The following is a 16,828-nucleotide window of genomic DNA, read 5'->3' as shown; positions in this document are numbered from 1 at the left end:
GGAATGAAAATCACTTTACAGTCGGGATCTGATTTTGATAATTAGGCTAAAATCAGATTCACTTTTCAGGAAATACGAAAAATGGGCAAGCTGGAAGATATGGCGCTGCTGGTGGCTGTCGCCGAGGCGGGGGGACTCTCCGCCGCCGGCAGACGGTTATCGCTCTCACCGGCCACCATGACGGCCCGCCTGAAGGCGATGGAGGAGCGCTACCAGACCCGCCTGTTCCATCGTTCCACGCGCGCGATCACCCTGACCAGGGCGGGGGAAGATTTTTATCATGCCGCGCGGCGCGTACTGGAGGAGGCCCGTCACGCCGAATCGTTGCTGACGCAAAAGGAAGGGGTGCTGAGCGGCAATATTCGTCTTTCCGCCCCCTCCGACTTTGGCCGACAGTATCTTAGCCCGGCCATCGTCGACTTTTCCCGCCGTCACCCGGAGGTCACGTTTTCCGTGTTCTTAGGTGAGCGCGTGGAGGATCTGGTCGCCAACCGGCTGGATATGAGCATTCGCGTCGGTAACCTGCCAGACAGTAGTTTGGCGATCCGCCATATCCGCCCCAACCACCGGGTGCTGGTGGCTTCGGAGGCTTATCTTGCCACTCACGGAACGCCTGCCGCCCTCGACGAGTTGCACCATCACCGCTGCCTGGCGCTGGAGCGGCACGGTGTGGTGATGAATGAATGGCGCTTTGAGGAGGCGGGAAAGGAGCGCGTGGTGCGGGTGACGCCGGCGATGGTCTGCGACGATGGGGCACTGCTGCGGCAGTGGGCGCTCAGCGGGGCGGGGATCGCCGGTAAATCATGGTGGGATGTGAAGAGGGATGTCGAGGAGGGACGGCTTCAGGTGCTGTTTGCCGAGCGCTTCACCGGATTCAGCCCCTTAGACCGCAAGGAGGTTGGGCTGCAGTTTGTCTTTCCCCAGCGAAAGCTGCAGCCGCCGCAGGTGTCGGCGTTTATGGCGTTTTTTATCGACTGGCTGGGAGAGTCATCCCCCTCCAGCGCGAGGCGAAGGTGAGCAGAACATGACCTCAGCGCATCTGGCTGAGGATGATACGATCGAAAAGACGGTCGCCCAGCCAGACACGCATCCGGATAAGCAATTTGGCATACTTACCGACGGCATAACGGGGGCGTGGATTTGAGGCCTTCACCGCGACCAGGACCACCTCGGCGATCGTCTGCGGGTCGCTGCCGGTGCCATGGCCGTACGTTTTTTGGATCGACAGGGCGACCCCTTTTACCAACTGACCATACGGTCCTGTGGCCGAACGTTTGACAATACTTTCACTGGCCGCATCGCCGAAGCCGGTTTCAATCACTCCAGGTTCGATGATAACCACCTTGATGCCGAAGTCGGCAACTTCCAGCCGCAGGCAGTCTGACCACCCCTCAAGTGCATGTTTGGTGGCGTGGTACCATGCGCCGAGGACGCTATACATCTTCCCGCCCATGGAAGAGATATTGACAATATATCCGCGACGGCGGGCGCGCATCGCGGGAAGCAGTAGTTGCGTGAGATGCGCCGCGCCGAAGAGATTGACCTCAAACTGGTAGCGAGCCTCATCGATACCGATCTCTTCGACCGGGCCATACAGGCCAAAACCGGCATTATTGACCAGTACATCGACCCCTCCGGTCTGAGACAGAATGGTGTTCACGACCGCCAACCGATCGTCCTGTCGTGAGAGATCCATCTGCAGGCATTGGGCCCCTAGCGAAGCCAGATCGTCCATTTTCCCGAGCTGCCGGGCAGCAACGTAAACCTGGTAACCCTCCTGGATAAGACGACGGGCAATGGCTTTCCCCATCCCTGACGATGCGCCGGTGACCAGCGCGGTTTTCTTTTCCTGAATAAACATAAGCACCTCGGCAAGTAGACTGCGCTGAGTGTGCCTGCTGTCAGGCGCGGTGTCGCTGGCACGGTGCGCCACAATACTGGCAAAGCGCGCCATGACGCGCGCTTAGTTGAGGCGCATCATGTCTCTGAGGGTTTCTGGCGTCTGGCCGGTCCACGCCATAAAAGCCCGGTAGAAGGAATTTGGATCTTCAAAACCGAGCAGAAAGGCGATCTCATAACCGGAAAGCGTGGTATTGAGAAGATAGTGGCGAGCCAGCGCTTCGCGACAAGCGTGAACAAGGGCGCGATAATTCTCTCCCTCCTGCTCCAGCCTGCGCTGCAGGGTGCGTTTGCTCATTCCCAGACGTTGCGCCGTATTGTCGATAGAGGCGTCGTTGCCCGGCAGAAGCTCCAGCAGGACTGCATGAACACGTTCAGCCGTTGAGGCCTGATCGCTAAGCTGGCTGAGACGACGCTGCAGCTCCGGCTCAAAGACCTGCCACATACCCTCGTTCACCGTCAAAAAGGGCCGCAGGGCATCAGCGGCGGCAAAGCTGATGGTCGCCCGCTTTCCACGCTGTATGGTCGTGCCGAAGAAGGCTGAAAAGTGGTGGGTCTGCTGGCGGGTGAGGGGCTGTGAGAGCGTTACTTTCACGGCCTGAACCGGTTCGCGGGTGGCCAGTCGGTTCAGACGAAGTAAAAATGCCAGCTCTGCCACTTCCAGAGAGGCAGGGATTTCTGTTACTCCCAGCCAGCGCGGAGACACTGTCAGCGTGCCGTTCTGCACGACCGTCGTCTCCAGCGCCATGGGGGCAATAAGCAGTTTATACTTGGCCAGCCGCTGGACCGCCTGCATCATGTGGGTACTACACAAGGCGGCGAACAGCGGGGGATCAAACACTTCCGCAGAGACCCTTTCTACAAAGGGCAAAGGAAAGGCCTGATCGTCGCTTTCTTTTTCCAGCACGCGCCAGAAACGCAGGTACTCATCGGTAGCCAGACCGCGATTGATGTCTGAAAAGGTGTCGTCCGGCAAACCGGCCTGGCGGAGGAGATGTTCAGGCTCCATCCCTGCGTCTTTGAGCAGCGCTCGCCAACGGAGATTGAGAGAAAAAGTGCGGTTGCGCGCCATGGTGAAATTTCCAGCAGTGAACAGGGCTTTGATGTGTAACGCCCCCTGATAAGAGCATACCTTTTCCCACCCGCCAGTGACATTCCTCTTGCGCCATATTTGAAGTAAAGCACGCCAGCAATGAGAAGGGGGAACGGATGTGACCCGCGGGGTCGTTAGCCACCTATAGAGTCTTGATCTCAAATATGATTAGATAGCTTTCACTTAAAACCAGTAAGTAGCTGCCATGAATCTCAGGGAAAAAATCATTAATGAATTCGGCGGGTTGTCGCCCGAGCTGCAACGCGCCGCCGAGTTCTCACTGCAAAATGCCAGCCAACTGGTGGTGTTATCGATGCGTGCCTTCGCGGCGGAAGCCGGGGTAAAACCGGCGACGCTGCTGCGTCTGGCGCAGCGGCTGGGTTACCGCGGCTGGAGCGAGCTGAAAAGCGATTTCATTGACGACCTGGGGCTGCGCAATGATACGTACGTATCAAAAGCGGAAAAAATGATGGCCCGCGGCACGCAAACGCAGCTGTATAAAGAGGTTTTTCAGGCGCATCAGGCGAATCTGACCTTTACGCAAAACGAAAATGCGCAGGAGATGGAGCAGGCGGTGACCTTGCTCGATAGCGCGGAGAATGTCTATATCTGCGGATTCCGCGCCAGCTTTCCGATCGCGTGGTCGCTGTTTTATGTCTATCGACTGTTCAACCGGCAGGTATCGTTAATCGATGGCCTGGCCAGCAATATCGAAGTTTTCACCCGCGAACTGACCAGCCGGGATTGCGTCTTACTCACCAGCTTTGCGCCCTATTCACGCGAATCACTGGATGTTTTACGGGCAGCCCGGCAGGCAGGGGCGAAGATCCTCGCCATCACCGACTCGCCGGTTTCCCCTTTAGCGCAGGCGGCAGACTGCACGCTGCTGTTTTCCATCGACAGTCCGTCATTTTTCCCTTCCGTGGTCTCCGGCATGGGGCTGGCGGAGTGTTTACTGGCGATGCTGGTGGTGCGCCACGGCCGGGAGGCGGTGAGTAAAATTGAAAGTGCCGAACGCTATCTTATCGATTCTGGCGTCTATGTGATCCCCGGTAAATCCTGATAAATGATTCAAATGTATCTGGTATAAGAATTATGGATGCATTTATATCTTTATTTCGTTGACGTGATCCAAATGGATCCTGCAAGATACGCTCAATTAATGTAGCGGATTCAGGAGCAGAACCCAGTATGAGTCATGTCATTCACCGCAGCCTGCGTAGCACGCCGATCGTGGCCTCACGTGCCCAGGGGGCCTATATCTTTGATGCCCAGGGAAAGCCGTATCTTGATGCCTGCGGCGGGGCGGCGGTTTCCTGCCTCGGACACGCACACCCTGATGTGCTGGCGGCGATGCACCGCCAGATCGATCAGCTGGCCTATGCGCATACCAGTTTTTTTACCAGTGATGTCGTGGAGCAGCTGGCCGACCATCTCACCCGCACGGCGCCCGGCGAGCTTAACTATGCCTACTTTGTCTCGGGCGGATCCGAGGCAATAGAGACGGCGCTGAAGATGGCGCGGCAGTACTTTGTGGAGATCGGCCAGCCATCGCGCACCCGATTTATCGCCCGTAAACAGAGCTATCACGGCAATACGCTGGGCGCGCTGGCGGTGGGCGGTAACGAATGGCGCCGTCGCCAGTTTGCCCCCTTATTAATGGATGTTATCCGCGTCTCAGCCTGCAATGAGTACCGCGATCGCCGGGCTGACGAGACCCAGCAACAGTATACCGAACGTCTGCTCAATGAGCTGGAGCAAGCCATTCTTGAGGCCGGCCCGGAAACGATTATCGGTTTCTGTGCGGAAACCGTGGTGGGGGCGACGACGGGGGCCACGCCGCCGACGCCGGGCTATCTGAAGGGGGTGCGCCGCCTGTGCGATAAATACGGCATCCTGTATATCGCCGATGAGGTGATGTGCGGTATGGGGCGTACCGGGACGCTACACGCGTTTGAACAAGACGACGTGGTGCCTGATTTAGTAACCATCGCCAAGGGACTCGGCGGGGGTTATCAGCCGATTGGGGCGGTACTGGCGAGTGAGACCATTGTTTCCGCGCTGAAGGCGGGCAGCGGGTTGTTCCAGCATGGCCACACTTACATTTGTCATGCTACCGCCGCGTCGGCAGCTCTGGCGGTGCAGCAGGTGATTGCGCGCGATAATTTACTGGCTGCCGTCAAACAGCAGGGCGCCTATCTGCAACAGGCCCTGCGCGAGGTGCTGGGTGAGTTACCGCATGTCGGCGATACGCGCGGACGCGGCCTGTTTGCCGGCGTCGAGCTGGTGCGCGATAAAGACAACAAAACCCCGTTCGATCCTGCCCTGAAGCTGCATGCTGCGATCAAAGCAAATTGTATGGCGCGTGGGTTGATGGTCTACCCCATGGGCGGCACGATCGATGGTCAGTATGGCGATCACATCCTGATCGCGCCGCCGTTTATCATCACCCCGGCGCAGATCGACTTTGTGGTCGATACGCTGAACAGCGTGATCCGCGAAGAGACGGGAAAATTATGATCAATCGTTTACCGCCCCTGGCGGAACAGGAATGGGACGAGCGGCAACGTCAGTTAGCGGAAGAGATCATCAATGGGCCGCGCGGCGCCTTACTGCCGCCTTTTGAGCCGCTGCTGCGTAGTCCCGAGCTGATGGCGCATGCCCAGCGTATGGGGGAGTATTTACGTTATCGCAGCGCGCTGGGTCAGCGTCTTTCTGAACTGGCGATTTTGCTGACCGCACGGCACTGGTCACAGCCGGTAGAGTGGGCGATCCATGCGCCAATAGCACGTGAGAAGGGCATCTCTGCCGCGGCGGTGCGGGCGATTAAGCAACGGCGCCCGCCAGACGATCTCCGGCCCGATGAGCAGGTGATCTATGACTTCTGTCAGCAACTGCATCAGCAGCAAAAGGTGAGTGATAGCACCTGGCAACAAGCCGTTGATTTATGGGGTGAGAAGGGCGTGGTGGATCTGATTGGGATAAACGGTTATTACAGTTTTCTCTCCATGGTGATGAACAGCGCCCAGACGCCCGTACCGGATACCACCGACTCTCTATTTTCTGAATAAATTAGCCTTTTCATTCGGGCGCATAATAATGCGCCCTGCATATCAAGTGTTGTTATTGGTTCTTCCGGCGATATATATCGCAGGCTGATATTCGTTGCATGCCATTTCATTGACGCTGAGGGTAATTATGACTGGACTATTTAATAAATTAAAACTGACGCTGGCTTTGGTTATTTGTTCAGCCAGTTTTGTGACAGCAGCCCAGGACAAAATAACGGTGGGCGTGGATACCGCCTTTGTCCCTTTTGAATTTAAACAAGGTGATAAATATGTCGGCTTTGATATCGATTTGTGGGACGCTATCGCAAAGAAAATGCATATCAGCTACGAATTAAGGCCGATGGATTTCGGCGGCCTCATCCCCGGACTGCAGTCGCGTAATCTGGACGTGGCGATGGCCGGAATAACCATTACCGATGCGCGTAAACAGGTCGTGGATTTCAGTGATGGGTATTATAATGCCGACCTGTTAATAGCCGTGAAAAGTACTGATAATTCCATTGCCAAATTCAGTGATTTGACCGGGAAAAAAGTTGGCCTTAAGCAGGGGACGGCGGCGGCCAGCTTTATGAAAAGCAAATATAAAGCGAATTATATCGAGTTTCCGAATATCGATAACGCCTACCTTGACCTTCAGGCCGGCAATCTCGATGCCGTCGTTCACGATTCGCCAAATGTCCTTTACTACGTGAAGACGGCGGGTAATGGCAAGGTCAAATCCACCGGGGAGACGGACAGCATTCTGCCACAGCAATATGGCTTTGCGATGCAGAAAAACAGCAGCCTGACGCCAAAAGTGAACCAGGCTCTGCAGGCCCTGCGTGCCGATGGCACCTACGACAAGATTTACGTTAAGTGGTTTGCTAAACAGCCGAAATAACCCTGCCAGGTCGGAGCGATCCGACCTCATTTCTTCTTGACGGGTAGAATGATGAATTTTGACAGTCGCTATATTTGGGATGCTTTACCGCTGCTGATGCAGGGCTTGCAGCTGACGCTGATTATCTCTTTGTCCGGTTTGTTAGGTGGGTTAATCATTGGCTTGCTGGCGGGAACCTGCCGCGCATTAGGCGGAACAATATCAAAAACGGTATCGCTGGTGTTTGTGGAATTAATCCGCGGAACGCCGATCATGGTGCAGGTGATGTTTATCTACTTCGCCCTGCCGATGGTGTTGCCAGTGCGTATTGACCCGGTTCCTGCCGCAATTATTACCATTGTGATTAACTCCGGCGCTTATATAGCGGAGATCACCCGGGGCGCGATTCTGTCGATCAATAAAGGTTTTAAAGAAGCCAGCCTGGCGATGGGGTTATCGCCACGCAGCACCCTATTACATGTCATTATGCCGCTGGCTTTTCGGCGAATGATCCCGGCATTAGGCAATCAGTGGATTATCAGTATAAAAGATACCTCGCTATTTATTGTGATTGGCGTGGCAGAATTAACCCGCCAGGGACAAGAGATTATTGCCGGTAACTTTCGGGCGCTGGAGGTGTGGACGGCGGTGGCGATGATTTATCTGTTTTTGACATTGTGCCTGAGCTTCCTGCTGAAACAACTTGAGAAAAGGATCCATATTTTATGAGCATGGTTGAATTTAGCGCGGTAGCGAAAAACTTCGGCGCCACTCAGGTGCTGCACGATATCAATTTAAAGATTGAAGCGGGCGAGGTGGTGGTGATCATTGGCCCGTCCGGCTCGGGAAAATCGACCCTGTTGCGCTGCATTAACAAGCTGGAGGAGATCTCTTCGGGAACGCTGCTGGTGGCGGGCATGCATATTACGGATCCGCACGCGAATGAGTGTGATATTCGCCGCGAAGCCGGTATGGTGTTTCAACAGTTTCATTTATTTCCGCATCTGACCGCCCTTGAGAATGTCATGTTTGGTCCGGTTCGCGTGCGTAAGCAGAGTAAGGCCGCGGCGCGGGAGCAGGCGCTGGCGTTGCTGGACCGCGTGGGTCTGCGCGAACGCGCCAACCACTATCCGGCAGAGCTCTCGGGGGGACAGCAGCAACGCGTGGCGATAGCTCGTGCCCTGGCGGTAAAACCCAAAATGATGTTATTTGATGAGCCAACATCCGCTCTCGATCCCGAACTGCGGCATGAGGTGTTAAAGGTCATGCGCTCGCTGGCCGAAGAGGGCATGACGATGGTGATTGTGACCCATGAGATTGGCTTTGCCAGAGAGGTGGCTTCCCGGTTGATCTTTATTGATGGCGGCACCATTGCCGAAGATGGTTCACCTGAGGTGCTGCTCACTGCCAGCAGCAATCCGCGTCTGCAAGAGTTTTTGCAACACGTATCCTGAACATAAGTGAATGATGACAATATGAAAACAATCGCAATCCGTGGTTCCGCCTATGCGGTGGGTCAGCAGCTTGGCGCGTTTGGTCGTGAGGCCTGGCATACTAAAATCAGGCAAACAGCGCTGTGGCAAACCGTAACCGCCCTGAAAACGGCGGAGCAAACCCAGCGCATGCGCGCAACCGTCCAGGCTCAGTTTCCGCTGATCTGGCAGGAGCTGGAGGGCATGGCGGAGGGGCTGCAGGCGCCGGTGGATGAGGTGTTTGCCTGGAACTGTCGCGGCGATCTGGTGCGTTCGACGTCGGATGGCTGCACTACCCTGGCGGGGATAAGCGCTGAGGGCGAGTTAATTATTGCGCAAAATGAAGATGGCTTCCCGCAGCTGCGCGGTGACTGCGCCATCGTCCACGTGACACCGGATGTGGGCCTCGCCTTCACCAGCTTCGCCTACCCCGGCTCCCTGTGCGGGCACACCTTCGCGGTGAATGAGAAAGGGATAGTCAATACGGTCAACAATATTCGTGCTGTGCATCGTCCGGAGGGGATGCCGCGCCAGATACTGGCCCGCGCATCGCTGAATGCCACCACGTTAGATGAGGCCATTACCCTGCTGACCGCGACACCGCGCGCGGGCGCGTTTCACCACACACTGGGTCAAATGGGCGATAGCCGTCTGTTTAGCGTGGAAGCTACCGGCTCCGGCAGCTCAGTGCGCCAGCTGACCGCCACCTTTGGGCATGCCAACCATCTGATCCATCCCCAGCTTGCGACCATTGAACAGATCGTGACCGGGAGCTCCGGCTCACGCCAGCAGCGCCTGGACGCGTGGTTGGCGACGAACTCGTCGCTGGATGGGGTAACAGCGAAAGCGATGCTCTCCGACCAGCAGGATCCGCTGTTACCGATTTACCGGCTGTCTGCGGAAGATCCGGATGACGAAAATACGCTGGCGACGGCCATTTTTACCCTGAGCGCGACCCGGGTCGCATGGCAGGTCTTCACCCTGGATCGTGAAAACGCGGTTTTGCAGGGCAGCCTTTAGCCGACTGAGGGCGCTTTCAGCAGGGCGATCAGCAGCGTACTGCACGCCATGATCCCCGCCGCCAGCCACACCATGCCTGACAAGCCCGCAGTGGCGATCAGCTGGCCGCCGACAAGCGCCCCGGTGCCGATGGCGGCATTAAAAATAGCCACGTAAATGGCTGACGCCGGCTGGGCGACCGCGCCTGCGCTGCGCAGCAGCCAGGTCTGTAAGCCGACGTACACGATCGCGATACCGGCGCCCCACAGGGCTAACAGCAGCCCGCTAAAACAGAAAGGCAGGGGCGCAAGCCGTCCGGTGCCGAGGAGCGCCAGCGCGCCTCCGCTCAGCAGCAGTGAAGCAAAAATCAGCCCCTTCAGATGACGGTCGATAAGCTTACCCGCGATAACGTTACCCACCAGCCCGGAAACCCCTGACAACAGCAGCAGGCCGGAGAGGGCGGTCGCCGGTACTCCCTGAAGTGTTATCAGCAGCGGTTCAACGTAGGTGAAGGCGGCAAAGTGAGCGGTAATGATGCAGGCCGTGGCGCCATACAGGCCGCAGAGCAGCGGATTACGGAAGATATCGCGATAAACACCCAGCCTGACGGGGGTGGACGCGGCCAGCGCGGGCAGCGTCGAGCATAGCACTGCCGCTGCGGCCAGTGACAGCAGGGCCACCGCCAAAAACGCGTGTCGCCAGCCCGCCAGGGTGGCGATAAAGCTCGCCAGCGGTACCCCCACTACGCTTGCCGCCGACACGCCGCCAAAAATGATTGCCGTAGCCAGCCCCAGCCGGTGTGGCGGGACCAGCTGCGCGGCGACGATGCCAATTAAGGCCCAGAAGGCGCCATGCGCCAGGGCGCCAATCATGCGGGCGCTCATCAGGGCGAACATGGAATAAGACCGGGTCGCGGCGAGGCAGGAAAGCGCCAGGGTCAGCATCAGCCCGACCAGCAGCGCCTTGCGTGAAATACGCGCTGGCATCGCGCCGGAAAGCAGGGCCGCCAGGGCGCCCACCCAGCCGTAGGCGGTGACGGCAAGCCCCATACCGGATTCCGTCTGGTGAAAATCCGCCGCCAGGGCGCTGAGCATGCCCACCGGCGCCAGTTCGCTGGTGACAATCGAAAAGGCGCAGATCCCGAGCGCAATGACGGCTATCCAGACGCGCGTCGGGGTTGGGTTAAGGGGTAAAGCAATCTCTTTCATGTCAGGCGTATCCTAAGAAGAGGGAAGTCGCGCATGGTGCACGGACGTTCAGGTGAGGAGAGAACCGGCGATCGGATAGCCTGTTTGTCTCCGCGAGTGGCGTGCAGTATCATCCCTGCGAAAATGATAAAAAAGAGCAGAAAACGGAGAACCGTTTTCCATAAATGGAAAAGAGATGACGGCAGAGTTTAACTGGGATGATGCGCGCATATTCCTCGCCATCGCCCGGGCGGGAACGCTAAGCGGCGCCGCCGACAAGATGAACATGGGGATTGCCACGGTGTCCCGCAGGCTGGATCGGCTGGAACAGTCGCTGAAAGTCCCGCTTTTTAGCCGCCATCAGAGCGGCTATCGCCTGACCGACGATGGCGAAGCCCTGCTCGCGCGGGCGGAGGCGCTGGAATACGCAGGCCTGGCGTTCGGCGAGGCGGCGCAACTGCAGGGGCATGTCGCCGGGGTTGTCCGCCTGGCTACCTCGGACAACCTGGCCACGCATTTTATTCTGCCCTCCCTGAAAGGGCTCCTGGACCACTATCCTGACCTGCGGGTGGAGGTGCTGAGCGGCGTGCAGCCGGTGAACCTGCACCGTCGGGATGCCGATCTGGCGATCCGCATGGTCAAGCCTGACGCCGGGCATTTGACCTTAAAGCGGCTGGGGACGGTGGGGTTTGGCGTCTATGGCGCCGCCAGCTATCTGGCCGGCGCGGACGGCCTGTCGCTGAGCGAGGCGGACTTTGTGGGGTGGCCGGAGACTCACCAGCACCTGCCGGCCGCCCAATGGATCACGCGCACCCTACGAGGGCGACCGTGTAAAGTCGAAGCCAATACGCTCGTGGCCCAGGTTTCCGCGGTATCAGCGGGGCTTGGGCTGGGCGTCCTGCCGCACTTTATGGCGCGGGCCAACGGGCTGCAGTGCCTGTTGCCGGAGATCGGCGCGGATCAGACGTTATGGTTAGTGATGCATTCCGACCTGGCCGGGTCCAGACGCGTGCGGGTTATCGCCGACCATCTCATCACCCTCTTTGCGGACCATCAAGACCGGCTGGCGTTGCCCTGACGCTAACGCTCAGGGGATCACCCGCGCCGTTCTCAGCTGCGAAAACAGGCTGAAAAACATCTCGTCTGTGGCCTGCATCCGCTGGAAGCCAGCCCGGCGCAGTTTACTGCCATCGCCAAACATATCGTACTGCCAGCCGAACACGAAATCGGCAAACTGACCGTCGCTCAGACGCAGAATGTCCGCTTCCACCAGCCGCTCTCCGGCCAGCTCGTGCCAGACGGCACGGTAGTCATTGAATAGCTGATGAAATGAGAGCCTGACGGGCGGGGCGCATTCCAGTTCAAACCACTGCGCGATGCGCGGCCACAGCTCGCACCAGCGCCAGATATCACCATTATTGACGTTGAAGGCCTCGTTTTCCCCCGCCGGTGAGGTGGCGGCCCACAGCGTGGCCTCCGCCAGCAGGTCGGCGTCAGTATGATCGACAATGCTGTGCCAGGTGGTTAACGTGCCGGGAAAGCGCAGCGGTAAACCCAGGGCTTTGCACAGTGACGCATACAGCGCGATGCTCAACGCAAGATTCATGGCATTACCCGGCACCGGGCTGCCCACCACGCCGGGCCTGATAGCGCTCCAGTGCCAGGTTTTGCCTTGTTGAAAGTGGCGGAGCCACGCAAGTTGAGCGGCGTTAAATTCAGCCCCGGGTACGCCGGGGTCGCTTTCCCGCGCCGGGGTTTTAAAGGGGCCAAGATGGGCGCCATACACTTTATACCCCTGCATCAGGCTGACCGCCTGCAGCGGGGCGTTTTGTTCGACGTGGCTGACCAGATTACGCAGCATGCTAACGTTCGGCTCCACCATCTCGCTCCAGTTTCCGGCATTCATCCAGGCACTGTAAAAAATGTGGGTCACGGTGGACAGCGGCTGGAGCGCTTGCGCACTGTGCCGGGCATCGCGTAAATCGACGTGAATCATCGGGATCGCCCCCGGTTGCGACAGGGCGCGGTGGCTGAGGCCGATAACCTCCCATCCACGATGTAACAGGGTGTTGACCAGCTGGCGGCCAACGATGCCGCTGCTGCCAGCGACCAGTGCGACCTGAGAGGATGTCTTGTTCATGGTGTTTCTCCTGGGAAGGTGACCGACACAGTGTGCTAGATTATTTTTTTGCCACCTATCCCATGAAACGGATGACACTTATCAGCAGAATCATGAAATGAATAATAAGCTCACCGCCATCGCCACCTTTCTGCGCGTTGCCGAAGCCGGCTCATTTTCCGCAGCCGCCCGGCAGCTCGGGATGAAGCAATCTGCCGTCAGTCAGCAGATCGCCGCGCTCGAACAGGAGCTTGGCGTGGTGTTACTCCATCGTACGACGCGTGCCATGATGCTTACCGAGCAGGGGGTGCATTACCGGCGTGATATGCAGCGGGTGCTGAACGCCATGCAGGAGGCGGAAAGGCGGCTCAACCCGGCGGAGCCTCAGTTTCAGGGACGAGTGCATGTCCAGCTGCCAAGCGGTCTCGGCAGTCTTCTGCTGCCGCATCTGCTGGCGCTGCAGAAACAGTATCCTGAACTGCACCTGATGCTGTCGCTCGACGATCGGATCGCCGATCTGGTTACCGAAGGGGTGGATGTGGCGCTGCGTCTCGGCCATGAGCCGCCGCCATCCCATGCTGCGCGGGTTCTGGCGCGGATTGAAACGGCGCTCTTTGCGGCACCAGGTCATTACGCCGTCCAGTCCGTGGACGACCTGGCGGAGTATCCACACGTTCGGTTTAGCGGCCTCCCGCTTGATGCTCCGCTGCGGATAATTTCCGCAGACGAGACGAGAGACGTGCAGGTTAAGACCGTTTTTCGGGCCAACACCAGCGATGCGCTGTTGCAGGCGCTGGAATCCGGTATCGGCATCGGAGGGATGCAGCGACCGCTGGCGGCCAGGGCCCTCAGGGCTGGAAGGCTGGTGCCGATCCTGGCTGACTGGCGATTACCGGACCGTTTCCTGTATGCCGTCTATCCCGATGCCCGTTTTATTCCGCCGCGGGTCAGAAGCGTGATCGCCTTGATTGAGGCGCGACTGCCTGAGCTCGCTGTGGGGAGCTGAGGGTAAGGCGCTCCCCCATTCAGAACCGTGCGCGGTATCGTGCCGCTCCCCTGCAGGTGGTTTCTGATGTTAAGGTGAGACGTTTATCACCACAGGAGAACGCAAATGATCGTCAGGACCTGGCACGGCTGTGTGCCATTGCAACATGCCGAGGGGTTTGCCCGCCACCTTGAGCAGACCGGCGTGGATCACGCCCGGGGTATCCCCGGTAACAGAGGCGCGCTGGTGCGCCAGGAAAACCAGGGCGAATGGGCGCATTTTTTTCTCGCCACCTACTGGCAGGATCTTGCGGCGGTCAAAGCCTTCGCAGGCGAAGACTATCACGTCGCGGTCACTTATCCGGACGACGACGCATTCGAACTCCTCTCCGACCCCTACGTGTTTCAGCATGAAGTTGAGGCCGTGTCGCCACTGTAGGCTGATGACCGGGCAGGTGGAAGATCGGCCAGCAACAGACGGTTGCTGGCCGCGTGAGAGCGACGTCTACCTTGTATGGGCAGCCAGCCGCCGCTGGGTGAACGTGGCATGACGGGAACACTCAGCGCGTGAGGGCCGCGACAATGGAGGCCTCCATTTTCTCCGGCGTCGTCAACGGCGCAAAACGCGCGAGGGGTGTGCCGTCGCGAGCGATGAGGAACTTGGTGAAATTCCACTTGATCCGTCCGCCGAGCACGCCGGGCAACGCTTGTTTCAGATAACGAAACAGCGGGTGTGCGGCGGGGCCGTTGACGTCCACTTTCTCAAACATCGGGAAGCTCACGCCGTAGTTAACGTGACAGGTCTGCTCGATTTCATCCGCACCGCCGGGTTCCTGCTTACCAAACTGGTTGCACGGGAAACCAAGCACTACCAGCCCCTGAGCCGCGTACTTTTTGTAGAGCGCTTCCAGGCCAGCGTATTGCGGTGTGAAGCCACAATGGCTGGCCGTATTCACCACCAGAACCACCTTGCCAGCATAGTCAGACATTGAGAGGGGCTGGCCGCGCAGGCGGGTAGCCGTCAATTGATAAAAAGGGGTCATAGCAGGCTCCTGAGAGTAGAAACAGTTCAACGCTGACGATCGCGCGAATGTTTGAAGCAGATTAGGCAGTTATGATACACAGGGTTAGGGATTTGTACCTGGAGTGTTAAAAAAACGCCAGATGTCATAGAGAAAATCGCAAACAGGAACGGCTGAAAATGATGAAATATGTCTTATCGCTGGTGGTGGTAGCGATACTCGCAGGATGTACCAGCACGCCAAACTTGCCGCCTCGGGATACCATTGTGGCGATGAAACCCACAGAGTCCGGTATTGTCGCCAGCTCAGCGAAATACAGTTACCGCTTTGTCCGTGACGGTGTGCCTCAGGAATATCAGCGTTATAAGACCTTTTATGAACGCTTTCATCAACAGGCTTCCGGCGTGCGGGTTAACTTTGTCGTGGAACAACATGAGGTGACGGCGGAATATCTGGTGGTGATGGATCAGCGCAAACTGGATGCCGGGCAGCATAGCGAGCTGGTGAATCAGTATCATGCGGTGCAAATTGATAACGATCGCCTCGGGGTGTTGTTTAAAGCGACAGGATTTTGGACTGCATCGGACGCGTCAGATCTGGCCGCCGCCTACCAGTTAGCGCACCCCGTTGTGGTATCAATCAATGATAAGACCAAAACGATTAGCTCGCTTGGCGCCGTCGCCATGGCCCCGTTGTTTCCATTTTACATGATGTATGGATGTGCCATCGGGCCTTGTGTCTGAGGAAAACAGCCAGCAAGTCACTCGACTCACTGGCTGAGTATTTAATTAAGCTTCACTTTTAGATGACTGCTTGTGAAACAGTTCGCGGAATACCGGGTAGATATCTTCCTGGTCGCGGATATGCTGCATGGCGAAATTATCAAAGGTCGCCTGCAGATGTTCATACTCGCGCCACAGGGTTTGATGCGCCCGGCGGGTAATTTCGATGTAGCTGTAATAACGCACCACTGGCAGAATTTTCTTCGCCAGCAGTTCGTGGCACAGCGGGGAGTCATCGGCCCAGTTGTCGCCATCCGACGCCTGGGCGGCGTAGATGTTCCACTGCGCCGGGTCATAACGGGCCTGCACCACTTCATCCATCAGCTTCAGGGCGCTGGAGACGATGGTGCCGCCGGTTTCCTGAGAATAGAAAAATTCGTGTTCATCCACCTCTTTTGCCTGGGTATGGTGGCGGATATAGACCACATCGACGTTTTTATAGGTCCGGCTGAGGAACAGATACAGCAGGATATAAAAGCGCTTGGCCATGTCTTTGGTGGCCTGGTCCATCGAGCCTGAGACGTCCATCAGGCAGAACATCACTGCCTGGCTGGAGGGCTCCGGCCGTTTTTCATAATTTTTGTAGCGCAAGTCAAAGGTGTCGATAAACGGCACCCGTTCAATTTTGGCGCGCAGCTCAGCAATCTCTTTGCGCAGGCGTTCCTCCTCCAGCAGCTGCACCGGTTCGCTGCGGCTGATGGTCTCCAGATCCTCCTCCAGGGCGCGCAGTTCACGGCGCTTGCCAGCGGTCATCGCCGTACGGCGAGCCAGCGAGTTCTGCAGCGAACGCACCACGCTGATGTTGGCTGGCACCCCATTCGAGGTAAAGCCCGCGCGATGGGTTTTAAACTCGTTCAACTGCCGGTGCTGATTCTTCTTCAGGTTCGGCAGGGCGAGATCTTCAAATAACAGATCCAGGTACTCATCTTTCGAAATCTGGAAGACAAACTCATCCTTCCCTTCGCCGTCGGCGCTGGCTTGCCCCTGACCGCCGCCACCGCCGCCGCCACCTCCCTGCGGTCGCTCAATCCGGTCGTTTTGCACAAAATGGTCGTTGCCTGGGTGGACGCGGTTGCGCAGGCCGCCGCGACCCTGATGAAACATCGGCTCGTTGATATCGTCCGTCGGGATCGAGACGGATTCTCCGCTCTCAATATCGGTCACCGAGCGCTTGTTGATAGCCTCGGAAATCGACTGTTTAATCTGCGCCTTATAACGGCGCAAAAAGCGCTGGCGATTGACGGCGCTTTTGTTTTTCCCGTTCAGGCGTCGGTCTATGAACCAGGTCATATGCCCTCCTGTACTGCATTAGCCAACTTTGCTTATCATCATTCAGCTGCA

Annotated in this window: 18 protein-coding genes; 12 read left to right on the top strand and 6 right to left on the bottom strand. The window is 57.7% G+C overall.

The genetic code is table 11. The features are described from left to right. Nucleotides 1-81 precede the first annotated feature (81 nt). Nucleotides 82-1,017 carry a LysR family transcriptional regulator gene (locus tag AS136_RS22570; protein ID WP_012968488.1) on the top strand — a complete coding sequence of 312 codons (936 nt, stop codon included), beginning with the start codon at nucleotides 82-84 and terminating at the stop codon, nucleotides 1,015-1,017. Nucleotides 1,018-1,030: 13 nt separating this feature from the next. Here the strand turns inward: AS136_RS22570 and AS136_RS22565 are convergent, their stop codons facing one another. Further along, nucleotides 1,031-1,861, bottom strand: coding sequence for an oxidoreductase (locus AS136_RS22565; RefSeq protein WP_012968487.1), 831 nt, complete (start codon nucleotides 1,859-1,861; stop codon nucleotides 1,031-1,033). 102 nt (nucleotides 1,862-1,963) lie between these two features. Beyond that, on the bottom strand, nucleotides 1,964-2,971 hold the full coding sequence (locus tag AS136_RS22560; protein WP_063267020.1) for an AraC family transcriptional regulator: 1,008 nt from the start codon (nucleotides 2,969-2,971) through the stop codon (nucleotides 1,964-1,966). Nucleotides 2,972-3,197: 226 nt separating this feature from the next. Between AS136_RS22560 and AS136_RS22555 the strand changes: the two genes are divergently transcribed. From AS136_RS22555 to AS136_RS22525, 7 genes are all read left to right on the top strand, one after another. Then, a complete protein-coding gene (locus tag AS136_RS22555; protein WP_023322405.1) occupies nucleotides 3,198-4,055 on the top strand; it encodes a MurR/RpiR family transcriptional regulator in 858 nt (285 codons plus the stop codon). A 128-nt stretch (nucleotides 4,056-4,183) separates the two neighbouring features. After that, on the top strand, nucleotides 4,184-5,512 hold the full coding sequence (locus AS136_RS22550) for an aspartate aminotransferase family protein (protein WP_022065498.1): 1,329 nt from the start codon (nucleotides 4,184-4,186) through the stop codon (nucleotides 5,510-5,512). After that, complete coding sequence (locus AS136_RS22545; protein WP_012968484.1) at nucleotides 5,509-6,063, top strand: carboxymuconolactone decarboxylase family protein; 555 nt, start codon at nucleotides 5,509-5,511, stop codon at nucleotides 6,061-6,063. The genes AS136_RS22550 and AS136_RS22545 overlap by 4 nt, the downstream gene beginning before the upstream one ends. Before the next feature lie 127 nt (nucleotides 6,064-6,190). Continuing rightward, complete coding sequence (gene glnH, locus AS136_RS22540) at nucleotides 6,191-6,943, top strand: glutamine ABC transporter substrate-binding protein GlnH (protein ID WP_008807644.1); 753 nt, start codon at nucleotides 6,191-6,193, stop codon at nucleotides 6,941-6,943. Between the two features lie 51 nt (nucleotides 6,944-6,994). After that, entirely contained in the window at nucleotides 6,995-7,651 is a 657-nt protein-coding gene (gene glnP / locus AS136_RS22535; RefSeq protein ID WP_012542106.1) for a glutamine ABC transporter permease GlnP, read from the top strand. A gap of 2 nt (nucleotides 7,652-7,653) precedes the next feature. Further along, nucleotides 7,654-8,376 (top strand): glutamine ABC transporter ATP-binding protein GlnQ, encoded by a 723-nt coding sequence (glnQ, locus tag AS136_RS22530; protein ID WP_012542105.1) that lies wholly within the window; start codon nucleotides 7,654-7,656, stop codon nucleotides 8,374-8,376. A gap of 21 nt (nucleotides 8,377-8,397) precedes the next feature. Beyond that, entirely contained in the window at nucleotides 8,398-9,414 is a 1,017-nt protein-coding gene (locus tag AS136_RS22525; protein WP_063267019.1) for a C45 family autoproteolytic acyltransferase/hydolase, read from the top strand. On the opposite strand, the gene AS136_RS22520 is transcribed toward AS136_RS22525, so the two are convergent. Beyond that, nucleotides 9,411-10,601 (bottom strand): MFS transporter, encoded by a 1,191-nt coding sequence (locus AS136_RS22520; protein WP_016160732.1) that lies wholly within the window; start codon nucleotides 10,599-10,601, stop codon nucleotides 9,411-9,413. The genes AS136_RS22525 and AS136_RS22520 overlap by 4 nt on opposite strands. A 175-nt stretch (nucleotides 10,602-10,776) precedes the next feature. On the opposite strand from AS136_RS22520, the gene AS136_RS22515 reads away from it, so the two are divergent. Further along, complete coding sequence (locus tag AS136_RS22515; protein WP_008807639.1) at nucleotides 10,777-11,658, top strand: LysR family transcriptional regulator; 882 nt, start codon at nucleotides 10,777-10,779, stop codon at nucleotides 11,656-11,658. Nucleotides 11,659-11,667: 9 nt separating this feature from the next. Here the strand turns inward: AS136_RS22515 and AS136_RS22510 are convergent, their stop codons facing one another. Beyond that, the gene (locus tag AS136_RS22510) at nucleotides 11,668-12,720 is read right to left on the bottom strand and encodes an SDR family oxidoreductase (RefSeq protein WP_016160734.1); all 1,053 of its coding nucleotides are present in this window, start codon (nucleotides 12,718-12,720) and stop codon (nucleotides 11,668-11,670) included. 97 nt (nucleotides 12,721-12,817) lie between these two features. Here AS136_RS22510 and AS136_RS22505 point away from each other — a divergent pair, with 97 nt between their 5' ends. After that, nucleotides 12,818-13,705: a LysR family transcriptional regulator gene (locus AS136_RS22505; RefSeq protein ID WP_023322409.1), complete on the top strand. Its 888-nt coding sequence runs from the start codon at nucleotides 12,818-12,820 to the stop codon at nucleotides 13,703-13,705. A 105-nt stretch (nucleotides 13,706-13,810) separates the two neighbouring features. Continuing rightward, nucleotides 13,811-14,122: a hypothetical protein gene (locus tag AS136_RS22500; RefSeq protein WP_012968478.1), complete on the top strand. Its 312-nt coding sequence runs from the start codon at nucleotides 13,811-13,813 to the stop codon at nucleotides 14,120-14,122. Nucleotides 14,123-14,243: 121 nt separating this feature from the next. Here the strand turns inward: AS136_RS22500 and AS136_RS22495 are convergent, their stop codons facing one another. Continuing rightward, nucleotides 14,244-14,726 (bottom strand): glutathione peroxidase, encoded by a 483-nt coding sequence (locus AS136_RS22495; protein ID WP_012968477.1) that lies wholly within the window; start codon nucleotides 14,724-14,726, stop codon nucleotides 14,244-14,246. A gap of 158 nt (nucleotides 14,727-14,884) precedes the next feature. Between AS136_RS22495 and AS136_RS22490 the strand changes: the two genes are divergently transcribed. Continuing rightward, the gene (locus tag AS136_RS22490) at nucleotides 14,885-15,448 is read left to right on the top strand and encodes a hypothetical protein (protein WP_008807634.1); all 564 of its coding nucleotides are present in this window, start codon (nucleotides 14,885-14,887) and stop codon (nucleotides 15,446-15,448) included. A 45-nt stretch (nucleotides 15,449-15,493) separates the two neighbouring features. Here AS136_RS22490 and AS136_RS22485 read toward each other — a convergent pair whose 3' ends face one another. Then, a complete protein-coding gene (locus AS136_RS22485; RefSeq protein ID WP_012968476.1) occupies nucleotides 15,494-16,777 on the bottom strand; it encodes a YeaH/YhbH family protein in 1,284 nt (427 codons plus the stop codon). Between the last annotated feature and the right edge of the window lie 51 nt (nucleotides 16,778-16,828).

It is taken from the genome of Klebsiella sp. D5A, assembly GCF_001620885.1.
GTDB lineage: Bacteria > Pseudomonadota > Gammaproteobacteria > Enterobacterales > Enterobacteriaceae > Klebsiella > Klebsiella variicola.
The sequence above is the reverse complement of the archived record's forward strand: the minus strand, read 5'-3'. Positions and strand labels throughout refer to the sequence as shown.

Bases quoted from the DNA above. Each gene is read 5' to 3' on its own strand.
- AS136_RS22570 (WP_012968488.1), top strand. From the start codon at position 82: ATGGGCAAGCTGGAAGATATGGCGCTGCTGGTGGCTGTCGCCGAGGCG.
- AS136_RS22565 (WP_012968487.1), bottom strand. From the start codon at position 1,861: ATGTTTATTCAGGAAAAGAAAACCGCGCTGGTCACCGGCGCATCGTCA.
- AS136_RS22560 (WP_063267020.1), bottom strand. From the start codon at position 2,971: ATGGCGCGCAACCGCACTTTTTCTCTCAATCTCCGTTGGCGAGCGCTG.
- AS136_RS22555 (WP_023322405.1), top strand. From the start codon at position 3,198: ATGAATCTCAGGGAAAAAATCATTAATGAATTCGGCGGGTTGTCGCCC.
- AS136_RS22550 (WP_022065498.1), top strand. From the start codon at position 4,184: ATGAGTCATGTCATTCACCGCAGCCTGCGTAGCACGCCGATCGTGGCC.
- AS136_RS22545 (WP_012968484.1), top strand. From the start codon at position 5,509: ATGATCAATCGTTTACCGCCCCTGGCGGAACAGGAATGGGACGAGCGG.
- glnH (WP_008807644.1), top strand. From the start codon at position 6,191: ATGACTGGACTATTTAATAAATTAAAACTGACGCTGGCTTTGGTTATT.
- glnP (WP_012542106.1), top strand. From the start codon at position 6,995: ATGAATTTTGACAGTCGCTATATTTGGGATGCTTTACCGCTGCTGATG.
- glnQ (WP_012542105.1), top strand. From the start codon at position 7,654: ATGGTTGAATTTAGCGCGGTAGCGAAAAACTTCGGCGCCACTCAGGTG.
- AS136_RS22525 (WP_063267019.1), top strand. From the start codon at position 8,398: ATGAAAACAATCGCAATCCGTGGTTCCGCCTATGCGGTGGGTCAGCAG.
- AS136_RS22520 (WP_016160732.1), bottom strand. From the start codon at position 10,601: ATGAAAGAGATTGCTTTACCCCTTAACCCAACCCCGACGCGCGTCTGG.
- AS136_RS22515 (WP_008807639.1), top strand. From the start codon at position 10,777: ATGACGGCAGAGTTTAACTGGGATGATGCGCGCATATTCCTCGCCATC.
- AS136_RS22510 (WP_016160734.1), bottom strand. From the start codon at position 12,720: ATGAACAAGACATCCTCTCAGGTCGCACTGGTCGCTGGCAGCAGCGGC.
- AS136_RS22505 (WP_023322409.1), top strand. From the start codon at position 12,818: ATGAATAATAAGCTCACCGCCATCGCCACCTTTCTGCGCGTTGCCGAA.
- AS136_RS22500 (WP_012968478.1), top strand. From the start codon at position 13,811: ATGATCGTCAGGACCTGGCACGGCTGTGTGCCATTGCAACATGCCGAG.
- AS136_RS22495 (WP_012968477.1), bottom strand. From the start codon at position 14,726: ATGACCCCTTTTTATCAATTGACGGCTACCCGCCTGCGCGGCCAGCCC.
- AS136_RS22490 (WP_008807634.1), top strand. From the start codon at position 14,885: ATGATGAAATATGTCTTATCGCTGGTGGTGGTAGCGATACTCGCAGGA.
- AS136_RS22485 (WP_012968476.1), bottom strand. From the start codon at position 16,777: ATGACCTGGTTCATAGACCGACGCCTGAACGGGAAAAACAAAAGCGCC.